General features: G+C 54.1%; 24 protein-coding genes and 2 pseudogenes. 15 read left to right on the plus strand and 11 right to left on the minus strand.

What is annotated here, in order from left to right; all coding sequences use genetic code 11:
• Nucleotides 1-6: 6 nt before the first annotated feature.
• Complete coding sequence (locus Q7C_RS13055; RefSeq protein ID WP_014708256.1) at nucleotides 7-2,055, plus strand: TonB-dependent receptor family protein; 2,049 nt, start codon at nucleotides 7-9, stop codon at nucleotides 2,053-2,055.
• Between the two features lie 61 nt (nucleotides 2,056-2,116).
• Here the strand turns inward: Q7C_RS13055 and Q7C_RS13060 are convergent, their stop codons facing one another.
• Nucleotides 2,117-2,320 (minus strand): (2Fe-2S)-binding protein, encoded by a 204-nt coding sequence (locus Q7C_RS13060; RefSeq protein ID WP_014708257.1) that lies wholly within the window; start codon nucleotides 2,318-2,320, stop codon nucleotides 2,117-2,119.
• Between the two features lie 269 nt (nucleotides 2,321-2,589).
• Here Q7C_RS13060 and Q7C_RS13065 point away from each other — a divergent pair.
• The 10 genes and pseudogenes from Q7C_RS13065 to Q7C_RS13110 all read left to right on the plus strand — a co-directional run.
• A pseudogene (locus tag Q7C_RS13065) lies at nucleotides 2,590-3,918 on the plus strand (type IV secretion system protein); the annotation flags it as partial.
• 19 nt (nucleotides 3,919-3,937) lie between these two features.
• Entirely contained in the window at nucleotides 3,938-4,417 is a 480-nt protein-coding gene (locus Q7C_RS13070) for a hypothetical protein (RefSeq protein ID WP_041367297.1), read from the plus strand.
• 10 nt (nucleotides 4,418-4,427) lie between these two features.
• Entirely contained in the window at nucleotides 4,428-5,060 is a 633-nt protein-coding gene (locus tag Q7C_RS13075; protein ID WP_008929963.1) for a lysozyme family protein, read from the plus strand.
• Complete coding sequence (locus tag Q7C_RS13080; RefSeq protein WP_014708261.1) at nucleotides 5,057-5,785, plus strand: TraX family protein; 729 nt, start codon at nucleotides 5,057-5,059, stop codon at nucleotides 5,783-5,785. The genes Q7C_RS13075 and Q7C_RS13080 overlap by 4 nt, the downstream gene beginning before the upstream one ends.
• A gap of 13 nt (nucleotides 5,786-5,798) precedes the next feature.
• Nucleotides 5,799-6,224: an OmpA family protein gene (locus Q7C_RS13085; RefSeq protein WP_008929965.1), complete on the plus strand. Its 426-nt coding sequence runs from the start codon at nucleotides 5,799-5,801 to the stop codon at nucleotides 6,222-6,224.
• Nucleotides 6,225-6,242: 18 nt separating this feature from the next.
• Complete coding sequence (locus Q7C_RS13090; protein WP_014708264.1) at nucleotides 6,243-6,512, plus strand: hypothetical protein; 270 nt, start codon at nucleotides 6,243-6,245, stop codon at nucleotides 6,510-6,512.
• A gap of 79 nt (nucleotides 6,513-6,591) precedes the next feature.
• On the plus strand, nucleotides 6,592-7,134 hold the full coding sequence (locus Q7C_RS13735; protein WP_187287388.1) for a hypothetical protein: 543 nt from the start codon (nucleotides 6,592-6,594) through the stop codon (nucleotides 7,132-7,134).
• Nucleotides 7,131-8,099, plus strand: coding sequence for a hypothetical protein (locus Q7C_RS13100; protein WP_014708267.1), 969 nt, complete (start codon nucleotides 7,131-7,133; stop codon nucleotides 8,097-8,099). The genes Q7C_RS13735 and Q7C_RS13100 overlap by 4 nt, the downstream gene beginning before the upstream one ends.
• 9 nt (nucleotides 8,100-8,108) lie before the next feature.
• Nucleotides 8,109-8,435 (plus strand): hypothetical protein, encoded by a 327-nt coding sequence (locus tag Q7C_RS13105; protein WP_014708268.1) that lies wholly within the window; start codon nucleotides 8,109-8,111, stop codon nucleotides 8,433-8,435.
• Nucleotides 8,436-8,493: 58 nt separating this feature from the next.
• Entirely contained in the window at nucleotides 8,494-9,795 is a 1,302-nt protein-coding gene (locus Q7C_RS13110) for an IS1380-like element ISMaq4 family transposase (protein WP_014708269.1), read from the plus strand.
• A 279-nt stretch (nucleotides 9,796-10,074) separates the two neighbouring features.
• On the opposite strand, the gene Q7C_RS13115 is transcribed toward Q7C_RS13110, so the two are convergent.
• Genes Q7C_RS13115 through Q7C_RS13125 form a run of 3 tightly spaced genes read right to left on the minus strand, consistent with a single transcriptional unit; the run spans nucleotide 10,075 to nucleotide 11,215 of the window.
• Entirely contained in the window at nucleotides 10,075-10,698 is a 624-nt protein-coding gene (locus tag Q7C_RS13115) for a recombinase family protein (RefSeq protein ID WP_041367301.1), read from the minus strand.
• The gene (locus Q7C_RS13120; protein ID WP_004743239.1) at nucleotides 10,695-10,970 is read right to left on the minus strand and encodes a hypothetical protein; all 276 of its coding nucleotides are present in this window, start codon (nucleotides 10,968-10,970) and stop codon (nucleotides 10,695-10,697) included. Before Q7C_RS13120 ends, Q7C_RS13115 begins: the two co-directional genes overlap by 4 nt.
• Nucleotides 10,967-11,215 (minus strand): hypothetical protein, encoded by a 249-nt coding sequence (locus Q7C_RS13125; RefSeq protein WP_014708272.1) that lies wholly within the window; start codon nucleotides 11,213-11,215, stop codon nucleotides 10,967-10,969. Before Q7C_RS13125 ends, Q7C_RS13120 begins: the two co-directional genes overlap by 4 nt.
• Nucleotides 11,216-11,352: 137 nt before the next feature.
• Here Q7C_RS13125 and Q7C_RS13130 point away from each other — a divergent pair, with 137 nt between their 5' ends.
• Nucleotides 11,353-12,216: a 3'-5' exonuclease gene (locus Q7C_RS13130; RefSeq protein ID WP_014708273.1), complete on the plus strand. Its 864-nt coding sequence runs from the start codon at nucleotides 11,353-11,355 to the stop codon at nucleotides 12,214-12,216.
• Nucleotides 12,217-12,259: 43 nt separating this feature from the next.
• On the opposite strand, the gene Q7C_RS13135 is transcribed toward Q7C_RS13130, so the two are convergent.
• The 7 genes and pseudogenes from Q7C_RS13135 to traJ form a co-directional block, all read right to left on the minus strand.
• A complete protein-coding gene (locus Q7C_RS13135) occupies nucleotides 12,260-15,421 on the minus strand; it encodes a zincin-like metallopeptidase domain-containing protein (protein ID WP_014708274.1) in 3,162 nt (1,053 codons plus the stop codon).
• Nucleotides 15,422-15,457: 36 nt separating this feature from the next.
• A pseudogene (locus Q7C_RS13140) lies at nucleotides 15,458-15,667 on the minus strand (hypothetical protein); the annotation flags it as partial.
• Between the two features lie 5 nt (nucleotides 15,668-15,672).
• Nucleotides 15,673-17,733: a DNA topoisomerase III gene (locus tag Q7C_RS13145; RefSeq protein WP_014708275.1), complete on the minus strand. Its 2,061-nt coding sequence runs from the start codon at nucleotides 17,731-17,733 to the stop codon at nucleotides 15,673-15,675.
• Between the two features lie 19 nt (nucleotides 17,734-17,752).
• A complete protein-coding gene (traF, locus tag Q7C_RS13150; RefSeq protein WP_014708276.1) occupies nucleotides 17,753-18,289 on the minus strand; it encodes a conjugative transfer signal peptidase TraF in 537 nt (178 codons plus the stop codon).
• Entirely contained in the window at nucleotides 18,286-20,193 is a 1,908-nt protein-coding gene (locus Q7C_RS13155; RefSeq protein WP_014708277.1) for a type IV secretory system conjugative DNA transfer family protein, read from the minus strand. Before Q7C_RS13155 ends, traF begins: the two co-directional genes overlap by 4 nt.
• Nucleotides 20,190-22,478 carry a TraI/MobA(P) family conjugative relaxase gene (traI, locus tag Q7C_RS13160; RefSeq protein WP_041367303.1) on the minus strand — a complete coding sequence of 763 codons (2,289 nt, stop codon included), beginning with the start codon at nucleotides 22,476-22,478 and terminating at the stop codon, nucleotides 20,190-20,192. The genes Q7C_RS13155 and traI overlap by 4 nt, the downstream gene beginning before the upstream one ends.
• 31 nt (nucleotides 22,479-22,509) lie before the next feature.
• Complete coding sequence (gene traJ / locus Q7C_RS13165) at nucleotides 22,510-22,881, minus strand: conjugal transfer transcriptional regulator TraJ (RefSeq protein WP_014708279.1); 372 nt, start codon at nucleotides 22,879-22,881, stop codon at nucleotides 22,510-22,512.
• Nucleotides 22,882-23,259: 378 nt separating this feature from the next.
• Here traJ and Q7C_RS13170 point away from each other — a divergent pair, with 378 nt between their 5' ends.
• The 3 genes from Q7C_RS13170 to Q7C_RS13180 are packed head-to-tail and all read left to right on the plus strand — an operon-like array spanning nucleotide 23,260 to nucleotide 24,859.
• Entirely contained in the window at nucleotides 23,260-23,697 is a 438-nt protein-coding gene (locus tag Q7C_RS13170; RefSeq protein WP_014708280.1) for a TraK family protein, read from the plus strand.
• A complete protein-coding gene (locus Q7C_RS13175; protein WP_008929981.1) occupies nucleotides 23,697-24,422 on the plus strand; it encodes a nucleotide-binding protein in 726 nt (241 codons plus the stop codon). The genes Q7C_RS13170 and Q7C_RS13175 overlap by 1 nt, the downstream gene beginning before the upstream one ends.
• Entirely contained in the window at nucleotides 24,422-24,859 is a 438-nt protein-coding gene (locus Q7C_RS13180) for a conjugal transfer protein TraM (protein ID WP_014708281.1), read from the plus strand. Before Q7C_RS13175 ends, Q7C_RS13180 begins: the two co-directional genes overlap by 1 nt.
• Nucleotides 24,860-24,908 lie beyond the last annotated feature (49 nt).

Here is a 24,908-nt window from a genome sequence, read left to right on the forward strand (position 1 = left end):
TTAGAGATGAGATTAAAACCACTGTATGTCATGCACGCATTAGCTATTGCAAGTTATTCAATGTCTGCAAGCGCTGAGACACAAACTGACACTCAATTTAAAATGCCTGCAATACAAGTCGTGGGTTCTGAAGCCGGTAACATTTCACGTCAAACCGGCGCAGTGGTGATAATAGACCGAGAAGAAATAGAACGTATTCAGCCGACATCAACCGAAGATGTTTTGCGTCGCGTCCCAGGTATTAACGTTAAAACTGAAGAAGAGTCGGCTGTAGTTAGTAATGTTGGAATTCGCGGTCTCTCAGCAAGTGAATCAAAATCTTTAATTTTGGAAGATGGGGTTCCTGTCGCTCCAGGTTTATTTATTGGTAACGAACGTTACTTCAATCCACGTATTCAGCGTATGGAGAGTATTGAAATTCTGAAAGGATCCTCTTCTTTGCGTTACGGGCCTTCCACTATCGGCGGTGTAATCAACTACCAGACGAAAACCCCTGATGATGGTGTGCATATTTCTACACGTTTTGGTTCTTTTAATACCCGTGAGGCAACTTTAGAAGCCGGTGGTCGTACAGAATCTGGCGATAGTTTTGCAGGCATAGTTGCCACAAGAGCTCTAAGCGATGGATTTATGGATAAAGATTACCGCATGAGTGACGTGATGATTAAAGCGGGTACAAAATTAAACGAAGATCATAGCCTTGGTGTGAAGTATTCATACTATCAAAATGAAGCTAATATCTCTTACCGTGGGATGTTCTTGGATGATTACAAAGCAGGTAGAACATACAACCCTGCACCAGATGATTATTTTTTAACTGATCGCAGAGCTGTTGATGTCAACCATGAATGGCATTTGAATAATAACGCTACATTGACAACATTGGCTTATTGGAGTGAAGTTTCTCGGGACTATTGGCGGTATAACGTCGATACCCCTGCTTCAAATAATGCTGGGCGTTGGATTTACACTGATAACCTGACGGGTAACAACCGTAGCTTTGAACGATATGGTGTAGAAACCCGTTTGGCACTTGATCACAACATGTTCGGTTTAAACAATGAAGCTGAGTTTGGCATACGTTGGATGACTGAAGAATCAGATGATAGACGTATCAGGGCCACGCGTGAGCAGGATCGTACGGGTATTAATGACAGGCATAGGGAAGATAGCGCTGATAGCTTAGCTGCGTACGTTACCAACCGTTTCGAAATTACAGAACGCTTTGCTGTGACGCCGGGCCTTCGCGTTGAATCATATACACAGAAACGCAAAGTTTTAACACAAAACAATGAATCAGAAAGCACTTCAAATACTGAAGTATTGCCAGGTATTGGTGCCACCTATCAATTGGTCCCTCAAGCACAGTTATATGGTGGTGTTTATCGCGCATTTTCACCTGCCTCAAATGGTGTAGCGCTCGACGGTCTGCAAGATCAAAATTTAGATGGCGAACGTTCAGTAAACTATGAATTAGGGGTACGAGGTGGCACCGGACCTATGACATATGAACTTACCGGTTTTTATATGGACTTTGATAATCAGGTTGTTACGGGAAACTCAGATCCTAACTTGTCGCAATCAAACGCTGGAGAGACAAAACATTACGGCTTGGAAGCTGCAATGGGTTATGAATTAGGTGGTGGTTTCAGTGTCGATGCAAATCTGACCTGGGTGCCATACTCTAGATTCGAAACGGGCGAAAATAGTGGAAATCGTTTGCCATATGCACCTAAATTCCTAGCAAACGTAGCTTTAAACTACACCCAAGGTAAATTCTCAAGTTCATTAACTGCTCACCACCGTGGTGAGCAATATGGTGATCCAACTAATTTAGAGGATATTCCAAGTGATGCTGCAGGTGGTATCTGGGGTGGTGAAATGCCGTCTTACACGGTATACGATCTTTTTGCGCAGTATCAAGTTAGTGAGCAATTTCGTGTACGCGGTGCTGTAAAAAACCTGTCTGATAAGCTTTACATCACCGGTTTACGCCAAGGTATTTATGTTGGCCCAGAACGTTCTTTCGAAGTTGGATTTGATTACAGTTTCTAATCCTAAAATAAATGGGGTGCAGCACACATTGCCGCACCCCAACTTTATATATCGGTTTCTTCTATTTAAGAACTAATTCATCAAGCAAGTTCTCAATATCATATTCACAGGAACCACAGCCTGAAATTGCGCCAGTTTTTCGTGAGATAGTATCGGTATCGACGATACCCTGCTCGACCAGGCTGATGATCTTCCCACGGGTTGTTCCGCTGCAATCACAGATCACTTCATCAGTTCTGTCTGAGGCGTTATTGTTGTTACTCATGCAAGTTAGCTACCTGACAATAATAATTTTCAAAACAATTTTTCAGTTTGGTTTAGCATATTAAATAACCTAGGGCTTGTTGATCTTTCATATCCACCACAGCTGGCGGCTATTTTTGTGTCCGACAAGGCGGAAAGCACGCAGTGTAGCCATCCTAGATAAGTAATTGACAACACAGGCGGTCGCAAAAATAGTCCCTGCCCTTCGGGTTGTGACTGAAAAAGCGCCACTTATGTCCACGGATGGACTGTATGCCGGCGCGCCAGGGAGGTGCGCGTCGGTCTGCGTTGCTCGTCGCTGGCTGGGTGCTCGCTTACGGCGGGGTTTTCTTCCTGGGGTTTGGCGGTTCGCGCTGGACCTCTGACATGGCAATCAACTACTACAAAACCGTGCTCGGGGTTGCTGCTCAACTCATGGCAATGGTGCTGTTGATTGGCATCGGTAAGACCTTCCTGGATGACTATTACAACCAAATGAGCGAGGGCATCAGCCTGAAAGAAATGGGCGTAATGCTCATTGTCGCGGTGATCCTTCTCGTTCTCGTGACCAAAGTTCCTCAGATGCTCGCGGGCGTCATTACCGGCGCTAGTGTGGGCGGTGCTGGCATTGGTTCTTTCGGTGCAGGCGCGGCGCTTGGCGCGGCAGGCATGGCAGCAGCAGCGGCAGCCACTGGCGGCGCAGCGATGGCAGCAGGCGCGTCCAACATGGCAGGCGGAGCACAAGCCCTAATGGCCGCATTCAGCAAAGCCAATGAGAACGTGGCAAACGGTAGCGACATTATGTCTGCGTTCACAGGCGGCGGTGGTGACGGCGGTGGCGGCGGTGGCGGTGGCGGTATGCCCGCCGAAGAAAGCACAGGTGATACCCCGTTCGCTCAAGCGGCTGGCTTTGGGGGCGGTGAATCTTCTGGCGGTGCCCAAGCCTCTAGTGGTGGCGAATCATCCAGCGGCGGCGAGTCCTCTAGCTCTAGCAGTAGTGACCAGGGAAGCACGGAAACAGCCAGTGCAGACACTGGATCAGCGGACAGCCAAAGCTCAAGCGAAGGGCAGGGCGATAGCTCTTCTGGTGCTCAGGCAGCAACAGCAGCAGCGGCAACCGGCGGCTTTATGGCCGGAGCCACGAAAGCGGGCAGGGTAGCAGCCGATACCGGCGCGAACCTGGCAAAAGGAACCGGGGCGGTTGCCAAGGCCAAGGCTGGACAAATGAAGGCCAAAGCCATGCAGCGCATCGGTGATACAACAGGCGGCAAAATTGCTGCCGCGATCAAAGGCCAAGGTCAAGGTCAAGGAGGTGGTGACACAGGAAATGCAGGTGATAGCGGCTCGTCAGAATCTGGAGCCTCTGACAGCTCCCCGTCGTTCGGCAGCGATAGCTTGAGCGGTGGCAACGGCGGCGGCTGGGTAAACCAAACAGGCGGCTTTGATGCTCTGTCCAGCGAGGACCAGGACAAGGCCCGCCAATCACACGCTGAGTGGCAAGCACGCGACCCGGAAAAGCACACCTTCGACGTTGGGGACTACGTTTCGTATGCCCAGGAACGCCAGCAGGAACGCAATGAAGAGGTTGCCAGCTTTGTCAATAAAGGCCGTTCGGCCTAACTAGATAGGAGTAATTGAAATGAAACCATTTTTCGTTGCCCTTAGCCTGTTTGCAGCCGCATTTGCGTTTACTGCACCGGCTCAAGCGGCCTCTCAAGATGAATGTGCAATTTGGATCTGCCTGCCAGGTGGTTTCCCTTCTGGCTGCGGTGCGGCCAAGTCAGCAATGCGTGACCGCATCAAAGACATGAAATCCCCGCTCCCCAGCTTCTCGTCCTGCGCGGTTAACCCGCCGAATGGTAGTGGCAGTCACATGACTTCCGATCATGGGTTTGCTGCGTTTATTCCTGCTCACCGGGTGTGTAGCCAGTACCGCTACCGCCGCGATGACCGGGAATGTGTCGCCTGGGAAACAGTGCCCGATCGTTACGTGAAGAACACTCGTTGTCGCACTGACCGCGACGGCAACCGCACGCCGCGCGGCTGCACCAGGACGTACCGTTGGGCGGAAGTGTTCGTTGAAGGGCAGCTTGCAGGCCCAACCTACTACTGGAACTAAGGGGGTCGTCATGCTGCCGTTCATTGCTGATATGCCACCCCTGGAACAAGAGCGCGTTGTGTGCTCGATCTCGGCTGCCGTGAAATATGAAGTGCCCGCCAATATTGTGCTGGCCGTAGCCGAGAAAGAAGGCGGTAGGCCGGGCCAGCGGGTGCGTAACTCGAACGGTACGCATGACGTTGGACCTATGCAGTTCAACACTGCATACCTGGGCGACCTGGAGAAATACGGCATTACTGCGGACGATGTGGCAGCCTCTGGTTGCTACTCGTTCGACCTCGCCGCCTGGAGACTGCGCGGGCATATCCTGCACGACTCCGGGGACATTTGGACCAGGGCCGCCAACTACCATTCCCGCACACCGAAATATAACGCGATCTACCGCACCGACTTGATGCAGAAAGCCGTCAAGTGGGCCGACTGGCTTGATGAACATTTTTCGACTGTCAACGTGACCGCCCAAGGTGGTGCCACTCCTGGCGATGGGACTGCTATGCAGCAAGTCATCCAGGAAGCGGCCAGAATCGAGGCTGACAGCTCTATTGAACAGTCTGGACGCCAAGGGCAGGGGAGTTACAGCCCAAGCCAGCAAAGCGGCTATGTGCCGCGCACGATCACGTTTAGTGCGGGGGCAGGGCAATGACCGATAGCGCTGCCTCTCTGAAATCCGTCTGGACCATGCCCCGCCTGGTCGTTGCCGATGGCACTGTGGAAGGCTTGAAGTGGCTGGGCCTGCTGCTCATGACCGGGGATCACGTCAACAAGTACCTTTTCAATGGCACATTGCCCTTTCTGTTTGAGGCTGGCCGCCTGGCAATGCCGATCTTCGTCTTTGTCCTGGCGTACAACCTGGCCCGCCCGGGCCAACTCGAAAGGGGAGTGTACCAACGGACAATGAAGCGACTCGCCGCTTTCGGCGCCTTAGCTTCAATCCCGTTCATTGCCCTGGGCGGTCTATACGCTGGATGGTGGCCGCTCAATATCCTTTTCACGCTCCTGGCCCTGACGGCCACGGCGTACCTGATCGAGCGGGGCAGCATCGTATGGGCCGCCCTGGTGCTCATGAGCGCCGGGGCAATGGTCGAATATTGGTGGTCTGCGCTCCTGTTCGGTTTGGCCGTGTGGTCATACGCCAGAAAGCCGACCTTGGCGGCGGCAGGGGTTGCAGTTATCGCCTGCGCTGCCCTGGGTTTCATCAACGGCAACATGTGGGCACTGGCAGTGCTTCCGGTGTTGCTTGCGGCAACCTGTTTTGATTTGAGAATGCCCCGGCTCCGCTGGGCATTCTACGCCTATTATCCGTTACACCTCGGCGCTCTGTGGCTTATTCGCATTCCAATGAGCCATGCCGGATACCTGTTTTTTTGATTTGGAGTCATTCATGCGTAAGTCACTTTGCACACTTCTAACTATTGGCTGTTTGGCCTTCACTGGCTCGGCGCTGGCCGCTTCTAACGACTACCGCGAACCAGTATCAAGCACTGTCTCAGTTTCCTTTTCTGACAGCAGCTCGACTTTCCGGCCAGGCCCAACTAATGCCGTTCTTCTGGAAGCGGCCAGGGACGCATCACTGGTCACTATCAATGGCCGCACAAGCACTACCCGCCCAAGCAAAAGGGATGAAAGGCTGGCTTTGGCTCGCGCTGTTTCTGCCCGTGATTACCTGGTTGCTCAAGGCGTTTCGCCGCTCAAGATAATGATCAACTACGTATCTGCGGCTGACTTCGTGGCCGACAATGGAACGCCAGAAGGGCGGTATTTAAACCAACGTGTAGATATTCAAATGATCTACGTTCCAATGTACTGAAAATAAGGATTGAACATCATGGCAGGACTTAATCAGACCAAAGAATTGCTTTCCATTGTTAGCAACCAAAAAAGCGGGGTTATTCCCGGCTGGATGGCAAAAGATGCTTCTAAAAAACTCGATGGCGACCAGCCTAATACTGAACGTGCCGAGGCCATTATTAAGAAGCTGAACGAAAGCGAAAACCACCCGGCTTTAGCCGCTAAAGTCCGGGAAGCTGAAAAAGAGCTTTCCCAACACAAGAAGCTGAACCAAGACAAACCGCAAAAACGCGGTATGCGAATGTAGAACACCAGGGAGTCAGGGAGTAGGGGCGGGAGTAGGGGCGGATATGAAGATACCCAAGCCAGCATTTAAGGAAAGAAAAATGACAGAAACGATAACATCGAATGTTCACCGGATTAAGTTCAATTCCAGGCAAGAGTTTGCTGAGTTTGCCACGAGGGATGAAACGCCGCGATACAGCGTTATTTGCTCTAGCTTTTACCGGAAGCATCACTTGGTACTTGGAATTGCGCCTGGTGAAGCTCTTTTCTCAAACAACCAGACGGCTCTAAATAAAGTGGCTATTGCCTGGGATCGCAACCAGGTGAAGGTTTCACTTGTACCAACCGACCGCGACCCTATTTATTGTGTTCCGTCCGATTGGCCAGATCATACTTGGCTTGTTACTGCCACCGCAGATTTTCCAGATGATCTTATTGAGCCAGTTTTTGCTATAGATGGGCCTTTATTGTCCGCATCGCAAGAGAAAGCGGAAGAAATGGCTCTTGAACAACTCTGCAACCAGGACGAACACCCGTTACTTTTTATAGACAAGCAGGACGATATCGACAAAGAATTTTTGTCCGAAATTCTGGACGATGATGCAGAAAAATCCCCTTGGGAGTTTAACGGACAAAGCGCATGAAAAAAGTAAGCAGCCTTAGCGGTATCTTTGACTTACTGCGCCCAATTAGCTGGATTGCATTGATTTCACTGCTCGCGCTCTCCAGCCGAGCAATCAGTTATGACTGGCTGTTACTGGCCGCGTTGTGGCTTGCCCTGGCAGTCTCAGCCGGTGTATGGGCTATTCAGCAACCCTGGATTAAGGAAGCCAAGCGGCCATTCGAGCGACACACCAGCATCGCGCTTTCCATCCTTCTGATACCGATCCTTGCCTATATTGTGGCTTTAGCGTCTGGAGTCATTCTGGAGCGCATTTCTGCCGCCCGCTACGACAAAGCCCGCATTGAGTTTATGACCGACCCGGATGGCTTCCCCTTCATCAAGAATTTCGCTCTAGAACACTACGGGGCGCATGTCGTCCTAACGTCTCCCGTGTCAGGATGGACAACCAGCTCTTTCCCGTTACCTCATGCAAGCGCCGCATTCATGGCTATTGGCCCTGGGTTCTGTGAGCTAACCTTGAATCAGGAGAACGTATTACGGGGGTTTAGTGGTGACGATCCCGGACTTTGGGTTAAAGGCGTAATGATCCATGAACTTGCGCATTGTCTCGACATATCCAGAGATATGCCCTCTTTCACCAACAATAAAATCGGTATTAAATCAATTGCTCCCACTGCTGCTGGAAATGTCGTCGATCTGGAAAGTCACATTGAAGCAGCTAATGGGCTTGCAACCAAACGTTGGCGAGAAGCTCTAGCTGACGTATTCGCTGTGGGCTACTGGAGAATGGTGGAGCCTTCCGCCAATAAGCTTGTAGCCGATCTGAAAGAGAAACGGCGCAATGGGGCCACTGCTCACACAACGAGCTGCTGGATACAATATGCAGCGAACGCCCCCTTACCAGACAATCTTAGTAGCCTACTTTCATGGGCTGATGAAATACGAACCACGGCGCATTGCGCACTGCAACATAAAAGAAGTTAAAAATTCAAGATGCCGATAACGAAGCGACGCCAATTCACTGACAGCGCGATTAAACAGGCTTATGAGGAAGCCGGTAGCCTTTCCGGTATGGCCGAACGTCTCAATATCACATATCCCACGGCTGCGACGTGGGCACATGAACTAGGGCTAACCCTGAAACACCAGGGGTATAACAAGCCAACACTGGAGATAACAGGCTTACAGTGCCGCCATGCGCGGGAATACCTTGGATTAACGCGGGATATGTTCTGTGCAAAATCCAAGGTGAGCAAAACGGCCATACGTGAGTTTGAGCTAGCCCGGATTTCTCATGACGGGATAAAAGAAAGCGGCTGAAAGTGCTATGATTTCAAGAGTCTAACCAATCCACCAAGCACCAACAGCCGCTTCCAAAATGGTACCTGAAAAACTGACCTTCTCGCCACTCTCTCGCCGTCAAATTGAAGCCGATTTCTCCGGTGGTCACATCACCTCCGATGCCGGACTGCTTTTGCTTCGGGAAGTCGACAATCAACACCAGCTCACTCAGCGCCTGGCTACGGTGCTGGACGATGCCCGTAATCCCGTGCTGGTTCGCCACAAGCTTCAAACCATGGTCCGGCAGCGGGTCTTTGGCGTGGCTGCCGGGTACGAAGACCTCAACGATCACGAGGCGCTACGCGCTGATCAGGCACTTCAGACCGCGATTGGCGAAGAGGCCATTCTGGCGGGAAAATCAACACTGTGCCGAATGGAGCAGCGCGTGGACCGGCAGTCCGTGGTCAAGGCCCACGAACTGCTGTGGCATCACTTCATTGAACAGCACGAGACTCCACCCAAGGAAATTGTGCTGGACTTCGATGGCACTGATATTCCAGTGCATGGCGACCAGCCCGGCAAGTTCTTTAACGCCTACTACGATCACCATTGTTTCTTCCCGCTGTACGTGTTCTGCGGCCGTCACCTGTTGGTGAGCTACCTGCGCACCAGCAATCGAAGCGACAGCCGCCACAGCTGGGCCATTCTGGCCCTGCTGGTGAAGTTCATCCGGCAGTACTGGCCGGATACCCGCATCGTGTTCCGGGGTGACAGCGGCTTCTATCGCCCCCGATTGCTGAGCTGGTGCGACCGGAATAACGTGGATTACCTTGTGGGCATCAGCAAAAACAGCCGGCTGCTCAAGGAGGTGGACGTACCCTCGATGCTGGTTCGCAGGGCTCACGGGGAGTTGGGAGAAAAAGTCTCTGCCACCTACCGGTTCCAGTACCAGGCCCGAACCTGGAAACACCCCCGCTGGGTGATCGCGCGTCTGGAGGAGGGCGAACTGGGTGCCAACCCCAGGTTCATTATCAGCTCCCGTTACGACGACGGCGTTAAACTCTACTACGAGCAATACTGTGCCCGGGGTGACATGGAAAACCGGATCAAGGATCAGCAGTTGTGTCTGTTCGCAGATCGCACCTCCAGCACGCGGTGGTGGACCAATCAGTGGCGGCTGCTTCTGTCGGGCTTTGCCTACACGTTGTTCGAGCGATTACGCGCTCACCTGAAGAAAACGCCCTTCGAGCGCATGAGCGCCAGTAACCTGCGGCTGAAGCTGATCAAGGTGGGCGCGGTCATCATTCGCAACACTCGGCGCATACGGGTGTTGATGAGCGATGCCTATCCTTACAAAGACGAACTCTCTGACCTGGTACGCCGTCTGGTTCCGGGATAGAAGCCCGGGCTCCCCCGGCCCGACTCAATGGGGGAAAGGGGGCCGTGTGTCCGGACAACAGAAATTGATCAGTTATTAATCAATCGCGGCCGCAAATGAGCGGTAATGGCGGTAACCTGCACAGTCTGCGAGACTTGCCGGGGACCTATGAGAAATCCGGGCTAGGAAACTCTACCTTGCGAAAAGGAAATATGGACAAAGTAATGAAGTTATTTAGGCATTACCGCGTCACATTCAATTCCGATGGCACATTTGAATAAAGCCCCAAGCGGGGCTTTTTTATTGGCCTTTTTCTTTTTGGTGCTTGGCCCAAACAAGTTTAACCTGACTTTCACTACAACCGGCCAGCCGTGCAGTTTCAGCAATCGTATGGTTAGGCCGCAGCTTAACGATAAGCTCATGTGTTTTGTGGTCAGCCTTTCGCCCCCGGTACTTGCCTTTTTTCTTCGCCTGACTGATACCCTGTCGCTGGCGTTCCCTACGGTCCTCGTAATCATCGCGGGCCATCTGCAAGGACAGCTTCAAAAGCAGCTCCTGGACGGCCTCCAGGACGATCCTGGACACACCTTCGGCCCCAGCAACAAGGTCGGTCAAATCGACAACGCCAGGCACGGCCAACATGGCCCCTTTACCCTGTATCGTAGCAATCAGGCGCTCCGCTTCCGGCAGCGGTAAGCGGCTGATACGGTCTATTTTCTCCGCAATCACCACGTCCCCAGGCTGCAAGTCCTCGATCATGCGCAGCAGCTCGGGGCGATCTGCTCGCGCTCCTGACGCCTTCTCTCGATACACTCCGGCCACGTAGTAACCGGCAGCCCTGGCGTCCAGAATAATTTCCTCCTGGCGTTCCAGGTCTTGCGAGTCGCTACTAACTCGCAAGTAAATCCGGGCATTCTGTGTCATTTTTCAGACTCTTCATTGTTCCTCCTGGTTTGCTTTGCTTTTTTCTGCTTCTGAAAAGCGAAGGGCACACAGCTTGCCGTAACCAAGAGAACACCAATACCCCCCAGTAATTGACTGAATGTGTATCTCACGCCGAAGAAGGTGACAGCAGTTGCACCCACTGCGAACAGAATCGTTGGAATGAGAAAAGCCAAACGGGAGGCGAAAGTATTTAGCGGGCCGTCAGTCAACAGCCCCTCTACCTGGTGCTTCTTCAAAAAGTAGTCGCTCATGGCTTATCACCTTCCTTATTGTCTGACCAGTTGTAATTTCCGTTATCGTCCAGAACATTCCTTATAGCTTCTTTCAGTTGCGACAAGTGCTCAATAGCTACCTGTAATTCGGCAATTGCCCGGTCGTCCAGGACCTCCCATCGCTCCCACATGATTTGCGCAGCCCGCGCAACTTCATATCGACCATCTATATAGTCAGTCCCTGACTCCAAGATTTTTTCAACACTAGGCACATAGTAATCCATTTCCCTCTCCCCTATAGTGGCCAATTTGGGTATACTCTATTTGACTATTATAAAAGAACCGGCCAAAATATCAACAAAGCAACTCTATTTAGCTAGTATTTTTTAGCCAAGTCAATTTAGCCACCAAAGGGGGCAGCGTGGAAGAAACGAACAAGAAAGAGGTTGAAGCGGCCCGCGCCGATGCCATCGAAAAGGATCAATGCTTTTCAAAAGGCCGCCTTCGGGATGAATTTAGGATGAAGCCTAAACCCGAAGCCGAACCTGTAGCGTTCTACAAGAACGGTTACGGCGGCAAATTCGGGGTTTACAAGATATCCGATTGTGTACCCATGAAAGCCCGTAGCACCAAGCCGCCGAGCGAGAAGCAAAAGCGTGCCAGGGCGATTTTGGCCGTCAAGGCGAAGCTGAAAAGCAATGAAGCGAAAACGTCCTGCAGGGCGGTCCAATGGCTTGATGAAAACCCGATTTTCCTAGACACCGAGACAACGGGCCTCGATGACAAAGCGCAGATTCTGGAGCTGGCTATCAGCGACGCCCAGGGGAGTATTTTGCTAAAAACGAGACTGCGGCCAACGGTGCCGATAGATCGAGAAGCCGAGGACATACACGGCATAACAGCCGAGTCTCTAGCGAACTCGCCAACCTGGCCGGAAGTGTCAGCCCAAGTGCGAAAAATCCTCTGTGGCCGCTCTCTGGTAATCTTCAATGCAGACTTTGATACCCGCATGTTACGCCAAACTTCGGCGGCGTTTGGTGAGCCGGTCGAATGGGTCAGCGAACTTAAAACGCATTGCGCGATGTACCTGGCTGCCGATGCGTTTGGCCCAACAAACCGGCACGGCTCGATCTCTTTGGCCGATGCGGTGCATTTTGCAGGGGTGACTTGGCGGGGGGTTGCTCATGGGGCTGTTGCGGACACCCTAGCCACTGTTGACCTGGTGCAAGCGATAGCCAGCATCAGGCGCAACCTGGAAACCGAGCTGGCCGATCTGGAAGAATGAAAAAGCCCCGCAAATGCGGGGCCTTTTGTCACGTTTACCTCTCTTAATATCCAATACGGGCCGACCGTTTTTGTTTGTGAACCTGTTGTTCTACCTGCTTCTGCTCGCGTTTGCGCTCCGCTTCCTGGACAGCTTTGCCAACCGTAGCCCTCACCTGGCGTTCAACCCCTTCACGGCCAAGGCTGCTCTTGGTAGCCAGGTCGTTGAAGTCGGTGTGCTTCTTCATGTGATCCAGGGCGGCCAACTGCTCCTTGCTGAGCAAGGCTTTCTGTAGGTCTGCCTTGCGCTCTTCGGGTGCCGTCTCCAGGGCCTTAGAGGCCCGCAAGTGTTCCCGGTAGCTTTGGGGAGTGATCGGGGCAACGCCAGCCGGATACTCTGCTTCTCCTGGAGCAAACACCGGGAAGGCAGCTTTGCCGCCGACTGCCTTGGCCGCTTCCTGTGCTTTGGTCTTGCCTGGATTCGTTCCTTGGGTCAACTCCTGGTGCCGATCATCGTCACCAAGGACCACAACGGGCTTATCAGGGAACTTGTCATGCAGGGCCTTCGCTACGTTGGGCAGGTTGCCGGAATCGAACGCGGCCACGGTGGCAAACCCCAACGCCTCGGCATTGGTCGCCGCGGTCGCATAACCTTCCTGGAGAACCAGGGCCGGGGCCGCCTCCAGGGCCTTCATGTCACCACCAACGATGTGAAAGCAACCTTCCTTGCGTGAATCCTTGGCGAAACGCTTGGTTCCGTCCTCCTGGATGTACTGCATGGTCCACTGCTTGCCATTCTCGTCATGCGCGGGAATGTAGGTCTTTTTGCCTTCGGCATCGGTTAGAACGCCAGGATGGGGCTGGATGCCCTTATTTTGCATGTACGGCGTCTGTTCGGTGGCAGGCACCAGGTTGGCCGTCTGCTTGCTGACGCGCTCCGCCGTGGCTTGTTGGGCCTGCTCCAGCTCTGCGGCTCGGGCTGCCAGCTTCTCGGCTGCTTCGGCTTGGAGCTTGGCTTTCTCTGCTGGATCGAGCGAATACCCCTTAGACTTCCATTTCATATCAACGCCGGTACGGTTGTTGGAAATGTAACCGGCAGGGTGGCCGTCGAGGTGGCCGACATAGAAGCCAGCTCGCTCGCCCTTTTTATCGCCTTCGACAGATACGCGGTGCTTTTTCCCGTCCATGATTGGATGCTCACCGCTGACAACGCAGCCCAAGGACTTCATGGCTTCCGCAAACTCTTCACGGGGGGACATGGCCGGGCCTTGCTGGCTCTTGACGTTATCGGGCATCCAGCGGCTTAGACGCTCCATGTCGCCTTGAGGTCCGACATACCAGGACTTGGCCGCCTTATCCCATTTCGCACCGGCAGCCTTCGCAGCGCCGCGCTCACCATACGGCACAGCCAGGTACTGCTTTTGCTGGCCTGCGGTTTGAGTTTGGCCTTGGTCCTGCTGCTGACGCTGTTGCCCCGGTGCCTCCTGTGCTGCCCCCTGGGACCATTTGGCAAAGGGTGCAGTGTCTACGCCAGGCGGAACAAACCAGGACTGTTGTTGACGATCCCAGCGCGCTCCAAGGCCCTTTGCTTCGTCCTTCTCTCGGTATGGGACATTGATATAGGTTCGTTCCTGCTTCTCTGGCTCTCCCTGGGCCTGCTGGCTGTCTTTTGTCTGCCGGGCCTGCTGCCGTTCGTGCTCGGCAATACGGCGCTGCATGTCGCTGTCATTGAGCGTGGCCGTTGCCTCTGCGGTCTTGCGGGCTTCTTTTGCCGCTGAAATGTCGTCGTCCGTGCTGTTCGGGTCCAGGCGCACGCGAACTTCGTTCACCCTGGACAGCTTGGCCGCCTGTTCGTGTTCGTTGGTTTCGGATAGTGCATCAACCAGCCCTAGCAGGTTCGCCAGCTCGTCGGCTTGGTTGTGGCTATTGAGATCCGCAACCCACTGGTGCATCCCGTTTTCATGCTGAGCGTAAACGCCCCAAAACTCCGGTTCACGGCCAACCGCGTGCGCGGGTTCAACGAACTGTTCCCCGCCGTCCTCGATGACTACGTTACCTTGAACCTGAACGGCTCCGTTCCAGTCTGCCGGTAAGTCAAAGCCGAGCACTTGCCGCGCCGTTTCTTCAAATGCCTGGGCGTCCATTTCTCCGGCAGCCAAGCGGCGGCGTTCGTTGGCAACTTGGACGATTGCCTGGGAATCTTCTTGTGATAGCGCGGAAAGCAATTGATCGCGCATCTGTTGGTTGTTGTTGGGTAATTGCATCCCGGCCTCCTGTGTTTGCTCCGGGGCGGCCTCCAGCTTCTGCGTTTGGGCCTGGTCTTGCTCCTGGACTAGCTTTTGTTCAAATGCCAGAACGTAGTTCGACATTTTCTCTGCATCGGACGTTGCCCGGAAAATCTCCAGTGGGTCATCCTGGAGCGCCTTAATCCAGGAACCCACATAAGCGGCGTGCTGCTCTGGATCGTGACCAATCCCCAGCTCGTCACCCATGATCAGGCTGAAACACTCAGCCTTTAGCTCTTCCTTGGCGTACCCTTCCGATCCGAAAGGATGGGCCATATCTCGGTCAAGCCGTGAGCTGTGGCCGGTCCAGTGCCCCAGCTCATGCAGTGCAGTCGCATAGTAGTTATCTGCGGTCGGGAACTGCTCTTTATCGGGCAGGTGAATGCTGTCGGTCGCAGGACGATAGAAAGCCCGGTCATGCTCGCCGTGGCGAATATCAGCACCGGACGCCTTCAAGATATGTTCCGCTCTCTCTACTGCATCCCAAGCCAGCGTTTTCTCTTTCTGCTCCAGCGGTGGCATTCCGTCGATTTGCTCGCCGTTGAAAACGGTGGCAAAGAACACGCGGGGGCGCTCCAGCATGACGGTTTCTTTTACCGGCTTGCCTTGTCCATCCAGGACAGGCTTGCCGTTGTCATCGAGCTTGTTCTGTTCCTCGGAAAACTTCCAATATTGAACCGGCGTCCCCTTCTCGCCTTTGCGAACCTGGGCACCGGCTGCCTTGGCCTGCTTGTAGGTCATCCAGCGATTATCACCGCGCCCCTGGGCCATAAGGTGAATGGCGTTGACGCCTTTGTAACGCTTGCCCGTTGTCGGGTTCATCGGCATGAAACCCTGGGAACCTGGTTCCCAAGGTTTTTGCCAAGGTGCGGTGCCTGCTTTTAGCTGTTCAATCAGGTTTTCCGCTACTGTTTCGTGAAACGGTTTTTTGTTGGCAGCCATCGGTTAGCCCTCCTTGTCATCCCCTGGCACTGTTGCATCCACAAGGTCCGCGTCACTTTCGGCGGCGTCCTCTTCTGACAGTGCATCTTCAACAAAAGCCCCTACGGTTTCCGCCTCGTCCGGGTCGAACTCGGTTTGATAGCCAGGGGTCATTGCGTCATCCAGCTTTTCGCGCAAGGCTTCGGCTGCGTTCGCCTGGTCGTCAAAGGTGCTTTGTTCCAGGTTGTCATTGGTTTGGGTAGTCATGGGTATTACTCCTTGTCGGTATTGTTGCGTCCCTTGCTGTAGTTGGGACGGCCTTTAACATCGGGATAGGTCTGCTTGCAGGTCGGGTAGTTGGAACAACCCCACCAAAAGTGACCTTTCTTCTTTGGAAGCGGTCGGCGTGACAGGCCAGCGCCGCACGACATGCACTTGAATACATCAGAAACCGGGGCGGCCTCTTTGCCCCCTGCAATAGAAACCGCGCCGTCATTGGCCTTGGCAACCTGGTCCCTGATAAACGCCTCTTGCTTGGTGATGAACGCGGCCAGCTCGGTCTTGCCGGACTCAACGCTTTGCAGCATTCGTTCATAAAGGGCAGTGAGAACGGGGCTTTTGACCACTTCCGGCAAGGCGTCAATCATGCTTCGCCCCAGGGTGGTACTGATAATTTGCTTGCCCTTAGTCTCCAGATACTCACGGCGCTTCAATTCGGAAATGATCGAGGCCCGCGTTGCTTCGGTGCCGATCCCGTCACCTTCGCGCAGCATCTTCTTGTGCTGTGGATCAGTGACAAAGCGGTGAATGTTGACCATTGCTGTGATCAACGTACCTTCGGTAAACCGCGCCGGGGGCTTCGTCTTGGCGTCCCTTCTCGCGGCTTGGCCGCAGGTAATCGCGTCACCTTGGCCCATTTTGGGGAGTGACTGGCTTTCGTCGTCCTGGTCGCCCTCGTCCTCGTCTGAGTTGTCCAGGTACACGTCATGCCAGCCGCTTTTCGTGACCACTTTGCCTTTCGCGCTGAACGTCTCGCCTTCAACATCGACGGCAACGGTCGTGCTCATGAATTCATGGATCGGGTAGAACTGCGCCAGGTATGCCCGCACCACCAGGTCATAGATATTGCGCTCTTTGTCATTGAGCTTGTTCAAATCGCCCTTGTGCATCGTCGGGATAATCCCGTGGTGCGCCGACACCTTCTTATCGTTCCAGGTTCGGGACCGAATGCTGGTATCCGCACCGTCAACAATGGACGCCAGGGCGGGGTTCACCGCTTTAACCGCAGCCAGCACGTCCGGGGCATCGGCAAACTGAGATTCCGGCAGGTAGGCACAGTCGGTTCGCGGGTACGTGGTCAGCTTGTGCGTCTCGTACAACGACTGACAGGTTTTAAGCACGTCCTCGGCGCTGTAGCCGAAGCGCTTGGACGCCAGGGCGGTCATGTCGGAAAGGCTGAACGTCAGCGGGTGGTTTTGCTTCTTGGCTTCCTGCTTGTACTCGCTGATTGAGCCAGGCTTGCCGGTGAGTGATTCAACCAGTGCATTCGCAACAGCAGTGTCTACAAGCCTGCCCTCGGCATCGAGGCCCGCTTGATCTTCTTTGGCCTTCCAGCTCGCCCAAAATGCTCCGTTCGGGTGTTGGATTTCGGCGCGAATAGTGTGGAACGGCACCGCCTTGAATGACTCAATTTCGCGGTCCCTGGTGACAACCAGGGCAAGCGTAGGGGTTTGCACCCGGCCAACCGTCAACAACGCCCTGGAGCCACCCCGTTGCGCTCTCAGGGTGTACGCTCGGGACAGGTTCATGCCAATGAGCCAGTCAGCCTTACCGCGCCCTTCGGCAGCGTCTGCAAAGCCGTGGTACTCCTGGTTATCCTTCATGCTCGCCAGCGCCCGCTTGACGGATACCGAGTCAATGGCGTTCGACCAGTAACGAATCACCGGCTTTGTGTTGTTGAAGTGCTCCAGCAGTTCATCAACCAATAGCTGGCCCTCGCGGTCGGGGTCGCCAGCGTTCACAACTTGCGATGCGGACTTGAGCAAACCGCCTATAACGCGAACCTGCTTCTTGGCGTCATCTTTCGGCCTCAAAATCCATTCATCAGGGATGATTGGCAGTTCATCGACACGCCAGATTTTGCGGCCCTTATCATTGGTGGGCACATCATCAGGGGTGTATTCGTCCGGGCCTGCTTGTTCCAGCATGTGGCCGAAACACCAGGTCACTTTGTCACTGCCGCACTCAATGTACCCGTCACCCTTTCCGGTAACGCCCAGCTCGGCAGCAATGGCTTTTGCGACCGAGGGTTTTTCTGCAATAAATAGTCTCATGGTGGTTCCCTCCCCTTCCCTACCAGGTAATAACCGGACGAATGACGCTCTTAACTTGCGAGCGACTGACTGGCCCGAAGTAACGACCATCAAATGAGGTATCGCTTACATCGGACATAAGCAGCAGCTCAGAGCTGCCGAGTGTGTATTGATCGGATTGATAGCGCGGCAACTCCCGGCCAGCCGAGTCGGCTTTGATCGGCTTGCTGTGAGGCAGTAATTGCCCGTCAACAGCAACACCGTTATTCGTTACCGTCACCGTGTCGCCTTTAGCGGCTAAAATTCTTTTCATCATGTAGCCGTAGTCACCAGGGCAGAAACCTCCAGCGATATAGTCACGCTCTCTGGCTGTGTCGAAAACGCTAACGTCAGGGGGGCAAAACAGGACATAGGCCCCCTTCTCAATTGGTGCGTCAGTCGTCCAGTAAAGCCCGACCGGAATGCTTTTGGTGGTGTTGATACGCGCCCCGGCTGCGTAGCTAATGGCTGCAAGGGACATTGCCGCGACACCGGCAATAGCAACTCCGGCATAGATGCGTTTCAGACTGATTTTCATATTGTCACCCCCTCGCCTTCCGGCTCCGCGACAATGCGCAGCTTGTCACTGAGTTTCGGGGCATCAACGCTTGCGCGGGCCTGGAAAACAGGGTCTTTGAAGTAGAGCGGTTGCTTGCCATAAACAGCGGGATAACCGGCGACGTAAATCACCATGTCCCCGGCTTTCTCAATGTCACCGGCTGCATTCTTTGTCGGTCCCGGCATACGCAGGCATTCATCAGGGGTCAGCAATGGGCGCTGTACTTCCTGAATGGTGCGAGATACCTGGCCGAGCATGGCCGACGTGCGGCGGCCACTGGTGGTGATCTGCTCTTTGACAACAGTGGTTTGCCCGGTCAGACGTGACAGGTGTTCCGCTGTTTCAATTCGGTTCGGTGGGTAGGCGTTCTGAACGTGGCAGTTCGACGTAATGGTTTCATCGGGACCATAGCCAGTTTCACGGCTTTTGAGCTGGTTCAAGTCCTGACAAATCAGGTAACACTTGATGCCATAGCCCGCGACAAATGCCAGCGACTCTTGCAGGATTTCCAGCTTACCCAGGCTTGGAAACTCGTCCAGCATTGCCAAAAGGCGGTGCTTGTAGTGCGCAACAGGCCGCCCCTTCTCGAACGACATTTCATCTGCCAGCAGGCGAATAATCATGTTAGTCAGCACGCGCACCAACGGGCGCAGACGGGCCTTGTCGTTCGGCTGAGTCACGATATAGAGACTCACAGGGTCATCGTGATTCATCAGGTCTTTGATACGGAACTCAGACTTGCTTACGTTCCGGGCAACCACGGGGTCACGGTACAAAGCCAAGTAAGACTTGGCGGTTGAAAGTACCGAGCCGCCTTCTTCTTCGGGGCGGTCCATCATGTCGCGGGCTGCGGAACCAACCGCTGGATGGTTCTGGCCGTCAACATGGCCGTAAGTCGCCATTTCCATCCAAAGCTCGCCAGTGTCGCGCTCTGGATCGGCCAGCATGGCATCAACAACCGGCAGGCTGGCCGGGGTGCCCTCGTTCTTCGCTTTGTAAAGCGCGTGAAGAATGACACCCACCAGAAGGGCGTAGGACGTTTTCTGCCAGTGCGAATCCATGCCCTTACCATCAGGATCAACGATAAGCGTTGCCAGGTTCTGAACGTCCCCAACTTCGTATTCAGTGCCAATACGGATTTCATCCAGGGGATTCCAGCAGACGCCCCCATTGCTCGATGCAGGCTCAAAACGCAGCACCTTATTCTTGGCGTGCTTTTGCCGCCATCCGGCGGTCAAAGCCCACAACTCGCCTTTCAGGTCGGTTATGACGGTGCTCTGAGGCCACGAAAGCAGTGTGGGAACAACCAGGCCGACACCTTTACCCGAACGGGTTGGGGCATACGTCAAAACGTGCTCAGGGCCGTTGTGTCGCAGGTAATAGAACTTGCCGTCTTTATCTTCCCAACCGCCGACATAAACGCCGGTTGAAGTCGGGGCGTCTTTGCCCGTCACAACCTCCAAAGCTGTGCGCTCACGCGGCAGCAAGCCCGCTGCCTGAATATCCTTCTTCTCTGCCCAGCGGGCCGAACCGTGCAGATATTCGCTGGCTTTGGAGCTGTTCGACGTGACTACCTTGGCAATGGCAACACCGAGCAAACCAACAGTCGTAACAACCATGCCGATACTGCCAGACCGCATGAACTCGTCGGGGTAGATGCTGTACCAATCACTGGCCCAGCTCAGAATTGACCAGGGCGCATAGACGTGATTGATATGACCGCCAAGGTTGTCCTGGTAGTTGAATGTATATGCGAAGAACTGCGTTGCGGCTTGCAAGCCACCGAGGACGGACACCGCGCCCAGGGCTGGCAATAGCCGTTGCTTCTTCGGTTTTCGGTCGCGCACCTGCGGGCCGACCGCGTTGTTTATTTTTGGCTTCATCTGCTCCTTCCTCTTGATCTCTTGAGCGAACCTTGCGGAGTGACTGTCACGGCTTCACCGATCCGAACGCGCTTCATGCGCTGTGCCGTGGCCTTGTCGATTGGCAACACCAGGACTTCATCCCCACGATTTAACAGGGCCAATGATTGCCCCTGAACATTCCGAGTGCCGCCATAAGTAACCGCACCATCCTGATTAGTATATCGTGAATGCTTCGGTATATCGAAACCTTTTAGGCGCTTCGCCTCCCGCTCGGCAATGTATTTATCTGCTGCACTGGCCTTATCAGCCGCTATTCCTCCTGACCCAGAAACTCCCCATCGCAGTTGGTTATCTGGTTTGGCTCCTTGGTGCTCCAGCTCACCAGGAACATTACCCGGCAATAACACTTCACCTCCTCGGGCGAAGCGAACCACACCGAGTGAGGACAGCGCTCGCAGACGGTTTTTTGCGAAGGACGGCGGCTCTCCTCCAATGCCTGTAACGTGGGGCTTGTTGAGGACATGGCGGCCTCCATTTCCGGCGTCATTTCGACGGCCTGCGGCGGCGCTGCCGGTGCCTGCTGACGGTCCGCGTCCTCGCTGGCCGCCTCCGGTTCGGCTTGCGGCTGCGGCTCGGCTGTCGGCGGCTCCGCGTCCTCTTCCGGCGTCGTCGGCAGCTCCCCGTCCAGGGCGGCCAGTGCCGCGTCTATCAGCTCGTCCTCGCTCATTTCCTCTTCTGGCTTGTTCGTTTCGTCGGTCATGACTGTTCTCCTGTTGCAATAGCTGCTGTCTGCGGCGCTCCAGGCCCGCATCAGCAAAAGTGATTGGTAAGTTTGAGGTGGCGGCAGCGTGGATTACCTGCGCCTTGAATTGAGGCGAACCATTAACGGTGATCCGGTTTCCATAGCGTTCCATCGCCATGCGCAAGGCTTCGGTCACTGCGTCACCAGTGGCAGCTTTGGAAACCTGCAACTTGTCGCCATCGTCACGGACGGCACTGCTGGCCGTGCGAAAAATGATGGTGCCTTTTTTGGTGATATTGTCCGTAACAGGAGCATGTCCCGGCTTCGCCCCACCTTCCCCCTTGATGGTGTCGCCCTGGAGTCCTTTGGCTTGCTCTCGCGCCCGCAACGCCTCCAGCGCCTTCTTGTCGCCGTCGAGCGCCTGTTGTTTCAGCCAATCCGCCCAAGCTCGCCGCTTGTACTGTTCGTACAGCTCCTGACGCTCTCGCTTGTGCTCCTTGTTGATCGACTGAATTTCATCTTTCAGCGCCTTATGGGCTTGCGCGTACAGTAGTTTTTTGGAAAGGCGATCCCCGCCCATTAGCTTTATGGCTGAACGGCGTAGACGATTGGACCGCTTCGCGGCCTCTATCCGCCGATCCTTCCTCCCCCTGGCGTTATCCCATTCAACCTTACGCGCAGCGGTCAGGTTCTTTTGTTCTTCCTGATACCTGGCGTACAACTCGGTTGTGTTGACCTTGAAGCGTGTAGGGCGCTTGTCATATCGGCGCTTTGCTTTCCTCTCGGCTTGCGCCTCTGTTTCCTCAAAGGCACCAAGCCGGGCTTCCAACTTCGGCTTGGACAAGTCGCGGGCGACGGTGCTGGCCTTAACCTGCGTCCCGTCCTCCGATTCGATGACAAAGCCATTGGCCCGCTGGCGAATCTCTAAACCGTTATCACCCATAACCTGGTGCAGCTCTTCCCAAGTCTTGGCCGTTCGGATTTCCTCCAGGCACTCCCGCTTGATCCAGCTCACCAGGCTTTCAATGCCTGCGTGCCGCTCCATGTCCGACGCCCGCCCTTGGGAAACACTTTTGCGCCCCTGGTGGTTATCCTTCTGCAAGCCATATTCATCTTCGAGCGCGTCACACAATCCGCCAAGCGTCCTATAAGCCTGATACGGCTCGTGCATCGTGTTCCTGGTCGGATGAATTTTGTTGATTGCGATGTGAATGTGGACGTTATCAGTGTCGTGATGAACAGCACTGACCCGTTGATGGTCCGCATAACCAAGCCCAGCACAAATGCGCTCTTCTACCGCTTTCAGAACGCCATCTTCTGGCTTTTCTCCAGCCGGGAAGCTGACTATCAGGTGGTATGTTTTGTCGCCCTTAGCGCGGGTATTGGCCTGCTGCGTGGCAAGCACTTCACCAATCACGGCCTGCATGGTGTCGGCCTCGCAATTAGTCGCGTTCACCAGGCCAAGACGTTCGGTTTTGCTTTGCTCGTCGGTGATGTACTTCACCAACCCAGCAAAGTCGGATTTTTTCAACGAGCGCATAGGGACGTGCTTTGCAATCAAAAGCCACCCCCTGGAGTTTTAGCCGCTAAAATCATGGCTCCGACCTCGGCATGACAACCTTGGTCATGACCTTGCCCATTTCCTCCTGCGTCGCCTCAATCTTGCTGAGCACAGCAAGGATTGTTGACTGACCGAACTGAGCCGTTCGCACGTCATCCGTTAGCCATAATTTCAAGAGGCCGCCCAAGCGGCCAAGATCGCCGTTTATCCGGGCTAACTCCCGTACCTGCTCATAATCGACCACTCCCTTGATTTGGTAGCCCTGACCGACCTCGCGCAGATAACGGGCAACACTCATGCCCGCCCGAGCCGCTTGCGCTTCGATTGCATCTTTCTCGTCGTCAAAGACTGGCACCCGCAAATGATGTGAACGCTTTTTGCCAGACTTCTTTTCCTCACTCATTTATATGCACCTCTCTATCAACCGGCGGTAGCCGGTAGCCTCGCAGAGCAGGATTCCCCGTTGAGCGCCCCCGGCGCGAATAAGGGGAAGTGAAGTTAGGTAATCGGCTCCGCCGATTAGCTAACTTCACCTATCCTGCCCGCCTTACGGCGTTCATAACACCAAGGTAAGTGTACATCAACAATTTCGATTTAACCGCTATTTTTGCGCAAATCTAGCGCTATCGCACAAACGATATAGTGAAATTTGCAGAAAACGGCCTATAATGGCAGCTAGAAGCGCTCTAGTAGCGATAAAACAGCGCACTTATAGCGATGTAATGAATAGCGCCGCAGTGGTAAATTGGCACTCAGGCAGGTAACAGATGGATACAAAGGCATGGCAAAAGCGAGAAGCTACACCGATGAACTGGCAGAGTGGGTGAAGAAACGAGACAAAACACGCACACGGCAAGATAAGAACGTAGTGGCTTTTCTTGCCGTTCGAGATGATGTGAAAGAAGCGATAGCAGCAGGCTATGCGATTAAAACGATATGGGAGCACATGCACGAACAAGGGAAGATTGCCTATCGCTACGAAACCTTCCTAAAGCATGTGAAGCGGCATATCAAAGAGGCCAAGACTGACAAGCAGCCAGTTTTAGCCGCTAAAAACGAGGCCGACGCCAGTGCCACCAATAAGCAGCCCGACAACAAACCGGTAACTGCTGCACCAAAGGCAAAAGGCAGCGAGTCCAAAGAAAATGAAAAACCGCAATTACCAGGTACTGGCGGTTTCAACTATCAAGCAAAACCCAACAAAGAGGATTTAATCTAATGGCAAAAGTGCATCTTGTACTGCAAGGAAAAGGCGGCGTCGGCAAATCCATGATTTCCGCTGTTATCGCCCAATACAAGGCAAGCAAAGGTCAATCACCTTTGTGCATCGACACCGATCCGGTGAACGCGAGCTTTGAAAGCTACAAATCCCTGAACGTCAAACACCTTAATATCCTGCAAGACGACGAAATCAATAGCAGGACATTTGATACCCTCATTGAAATGATTGCAGCCAGCAAAGATGACGTGATCATTGATAACGGGGCCAGCTCGTTCGTCCCCTTGACACACTACCTGATCTCGAACGAGGTTCCGGCGCTCTTGCGGGATATGGGGCATGAAGTCGTCCTTCACACCGTGATCGCAGGTAGCTCGTCGCTACTGGATACGGTCAACGGGTTTTCGCAGCTTGCAAGCCAGTTCCCGGTTGAATCGCTTTTTGTTGTGTGGCTAAACCCGTTTCTCGGCCCCATCGAACTCCAGGGCAAGAGGTTTGAGCAGATGAAAGCCTACACAAACAACAAAGAGCGAGTTACGGCCATTATCGACCTTCCGCGACTCAAGGAAGAGACCTATGGCCGCGACTTCTCGGAAATGCTCGAAAACCGCAAGACGTTTGCCGAAGCCCTGGAAGATGAATCGCTCACCATCATGACCAGGCAGCGCCTAAAGATCGTTCGCGGCCAAGTGTTCGGCCTGCTGGATAATGCGGCGGTGCTGTAATGTCCGATAAGATCGAGGAAACCATTAAGGAAATCGCGGCCAAACACGGCATAGCCGTTGGCCGTGATGATCCTATCTTGATCCTGCAAACAATCAACGACCGGCTAATGCAGGAAAGCACTGCCGCCCAGCAAGCCAACCTGGACGCCTTCAAGAGCGAGCTGGAAGAAATTGCGCATCGGTGGGGGGATGACGCAAAAAACAAGGCTGAAAGGACGCTGAACGCAGCCCTGGCGGCCAGCAAAGAGGCAATGGCGGCCACCATCAAAGAAAACGCCAAGGCCACGGCAGCAGCAGCCAGACAACAAGTGGAAGAGGCGATTGCCCAGGAACTCAAGCCGTCGATCCGTGAGGCTCGCCGGGTGTCTTACATGAACCTGGTTGCGGCTGGAATGGTCGTTTTCGCGGCGGGCCTTGCGTTATGGGCGTCATGGTAGTGGTAGGGGTGATGCGGCAAGACAAAAAGCCCGGCTATGCCGGGCTTTG

It is taken from the genome of Methylophaga frappieri (assembly GCF_000260965.1).
Lineage (GTDB): Bacteria > Pseudomonadota > Gammaproteobacteria > Nitrosococcales > Methylophagaceae > Methylophaga > Methylophaga frappieri.

Bases quoted from the DNA above. Each gene is read 5' to 3' on its own strand.
- Q7C_RS13055 (WP_014708256.1), top strand. From the start codon at position 7: ATGAGATTAAAACCACTGTATGTCATGCACGCATTAGCTATTGCAAGT.
- Q7C_RS13060 (WP_014708257.1), bottom strand. From the start codon at position 2,320: ATGAGTAACAACAATAACGCCTCAGACAGAACTGATGAAGTGATCTGT.
- Q7C_RS13070 (WP_041367297.1), top strand. From the start codon at position 3,938: ATGAAACCATTTTTCGTTGCCCTTAGCCTGTTTGCAGCCGCATTTGCG.
- Q7C_RS13075 (WP_008929963.1), top strand. From the start codon at position 4,428: ATGCTGCCGTTCATTGCTGATATGCCACCCCTGGAACAAGAGCGCGTT.
- Q7C_RS13080 (WP_014708261.1), top strand. From the start codon at position 5,057: ATGACCGATAGCGCTGCCTCTCTGAAATCCGTCTGGACCATGCCCCGC.
- Q7C_RS13085 (WP_008929965.1), top strand. From the start codon at position 5,799: ATGCGTAAGTCACTTTGCACACTTCTAACTATTGGCTGTTTGGCCTTC.
- Q7C_RS13090 (WP_014708264.1), top strand. From the start codon at position 6,243: ATGGCAGGACTTAATCAGACCAAAGAATTGCTTTCCATTGTTAGCAAC.
- Q7C_RS13735 (WP_187287388.1), top strand. From the start codon at position 6,592: ATGACAGAAACGATAACATCGAATGTTCACCGGATTAAGTTCAATTCC.
- Q7C_RS13100 (WP_014708267.1), top strand. From the start codon at position 7,131: ATGAAAAAAGTAAGCAGCCTTAGCGGTATCTTTGACTTACTGCGCCCA.
- Q7C_RS13105 (WP_014708268.1), top strand. From the start codon at position 8,109: ATGCCGATAACGAAGCGACGCCAATTCACTGACAGCGCGATTAAACAG.
- Q7C_RS13110 (WP_014708269.1), top strand. From the start codon at position 8,494: ATGGTACCTGAAAAACTGACCTTCTCGCCACTCTCTCGCCGTCAAATT.
- Q7C_RS13115 (WP_041367301.1), bottom strand. From the start codon at position 10,698: ATGACACAGAATGCCCGGATTTACTTGCGAGTTAGTAGCGACTCGCAA.
- Q7C_RS13120 (WP_004743239.1), bottom strand. From the start codon at position 10,970: ATGAGCGACTACTTTTTGAAGAAGCACCAGGTAGAGGGGCTGTTGACT.
- Q7C_RS13125 (WP_014708272.1), bottom strand. From the start codon at position 11,215: ATGGATTACTATGTGCCTAGTGTTGAAAAAATCTTGGAGTCAGGGACT.
- Q7C_RS13135 (WP_014708274.1), bottom strand. From the start codon at position 15,421: ATGGCTGCCAACAAAAAACCGTTTCACGAAACAGTAGCGGAAAACCTG.
- Q7C_RS13145 (WP_014708275.1), bottom strand. From the start codon at position 17,733: ATGAGACTATTTATTGCAGAAAAACCCTCGGTCGCAAAAGCCATTGCT.
- traF (WP_014708276.1), bottom strand. From the start codon at position 18,289: ATGAAAATCAGTCTGAAACGCATCTATGCCGGAGTTGCTATTGCCGGT.
- Q7C_RS13155 (WP_014708277.1), bottom strand. From the start codon at position 20,193: ATGAAGCCAAAAATAAACAACGCGGTCGGCCCGCAGGTGCGCGACCGA.
- traJ (WP_014708279.1), bottom strand. From the start codon at position 22,881: ATGAGTGAGGAAAAGAAGTCTGGCAAAAAGCGTTCACATCATTTGCGG.
- Q7C_RS13170 (WP_014708280.1), top strand. From the start codon at position 23,260: ATGGCAAAAGCGAGAAGCTACACCGATGAACTGGCAGAGTGGGTGAAG.
- Q7C_RS13175 (WP_008929981.1), top strand. From the start codon at position 23,697: ATGGCAAAAGTGCATCTTGTACTGCAAGGAAAAGGCGGCGTCGGCAAA.
- Q7C_RS13180 (WP_014708281.1), top strand. From the start codon at position 24,422: ATGTCCGATAAGATCGAGGAAACCATTAAGGAAATCGCGGCCAAACAC.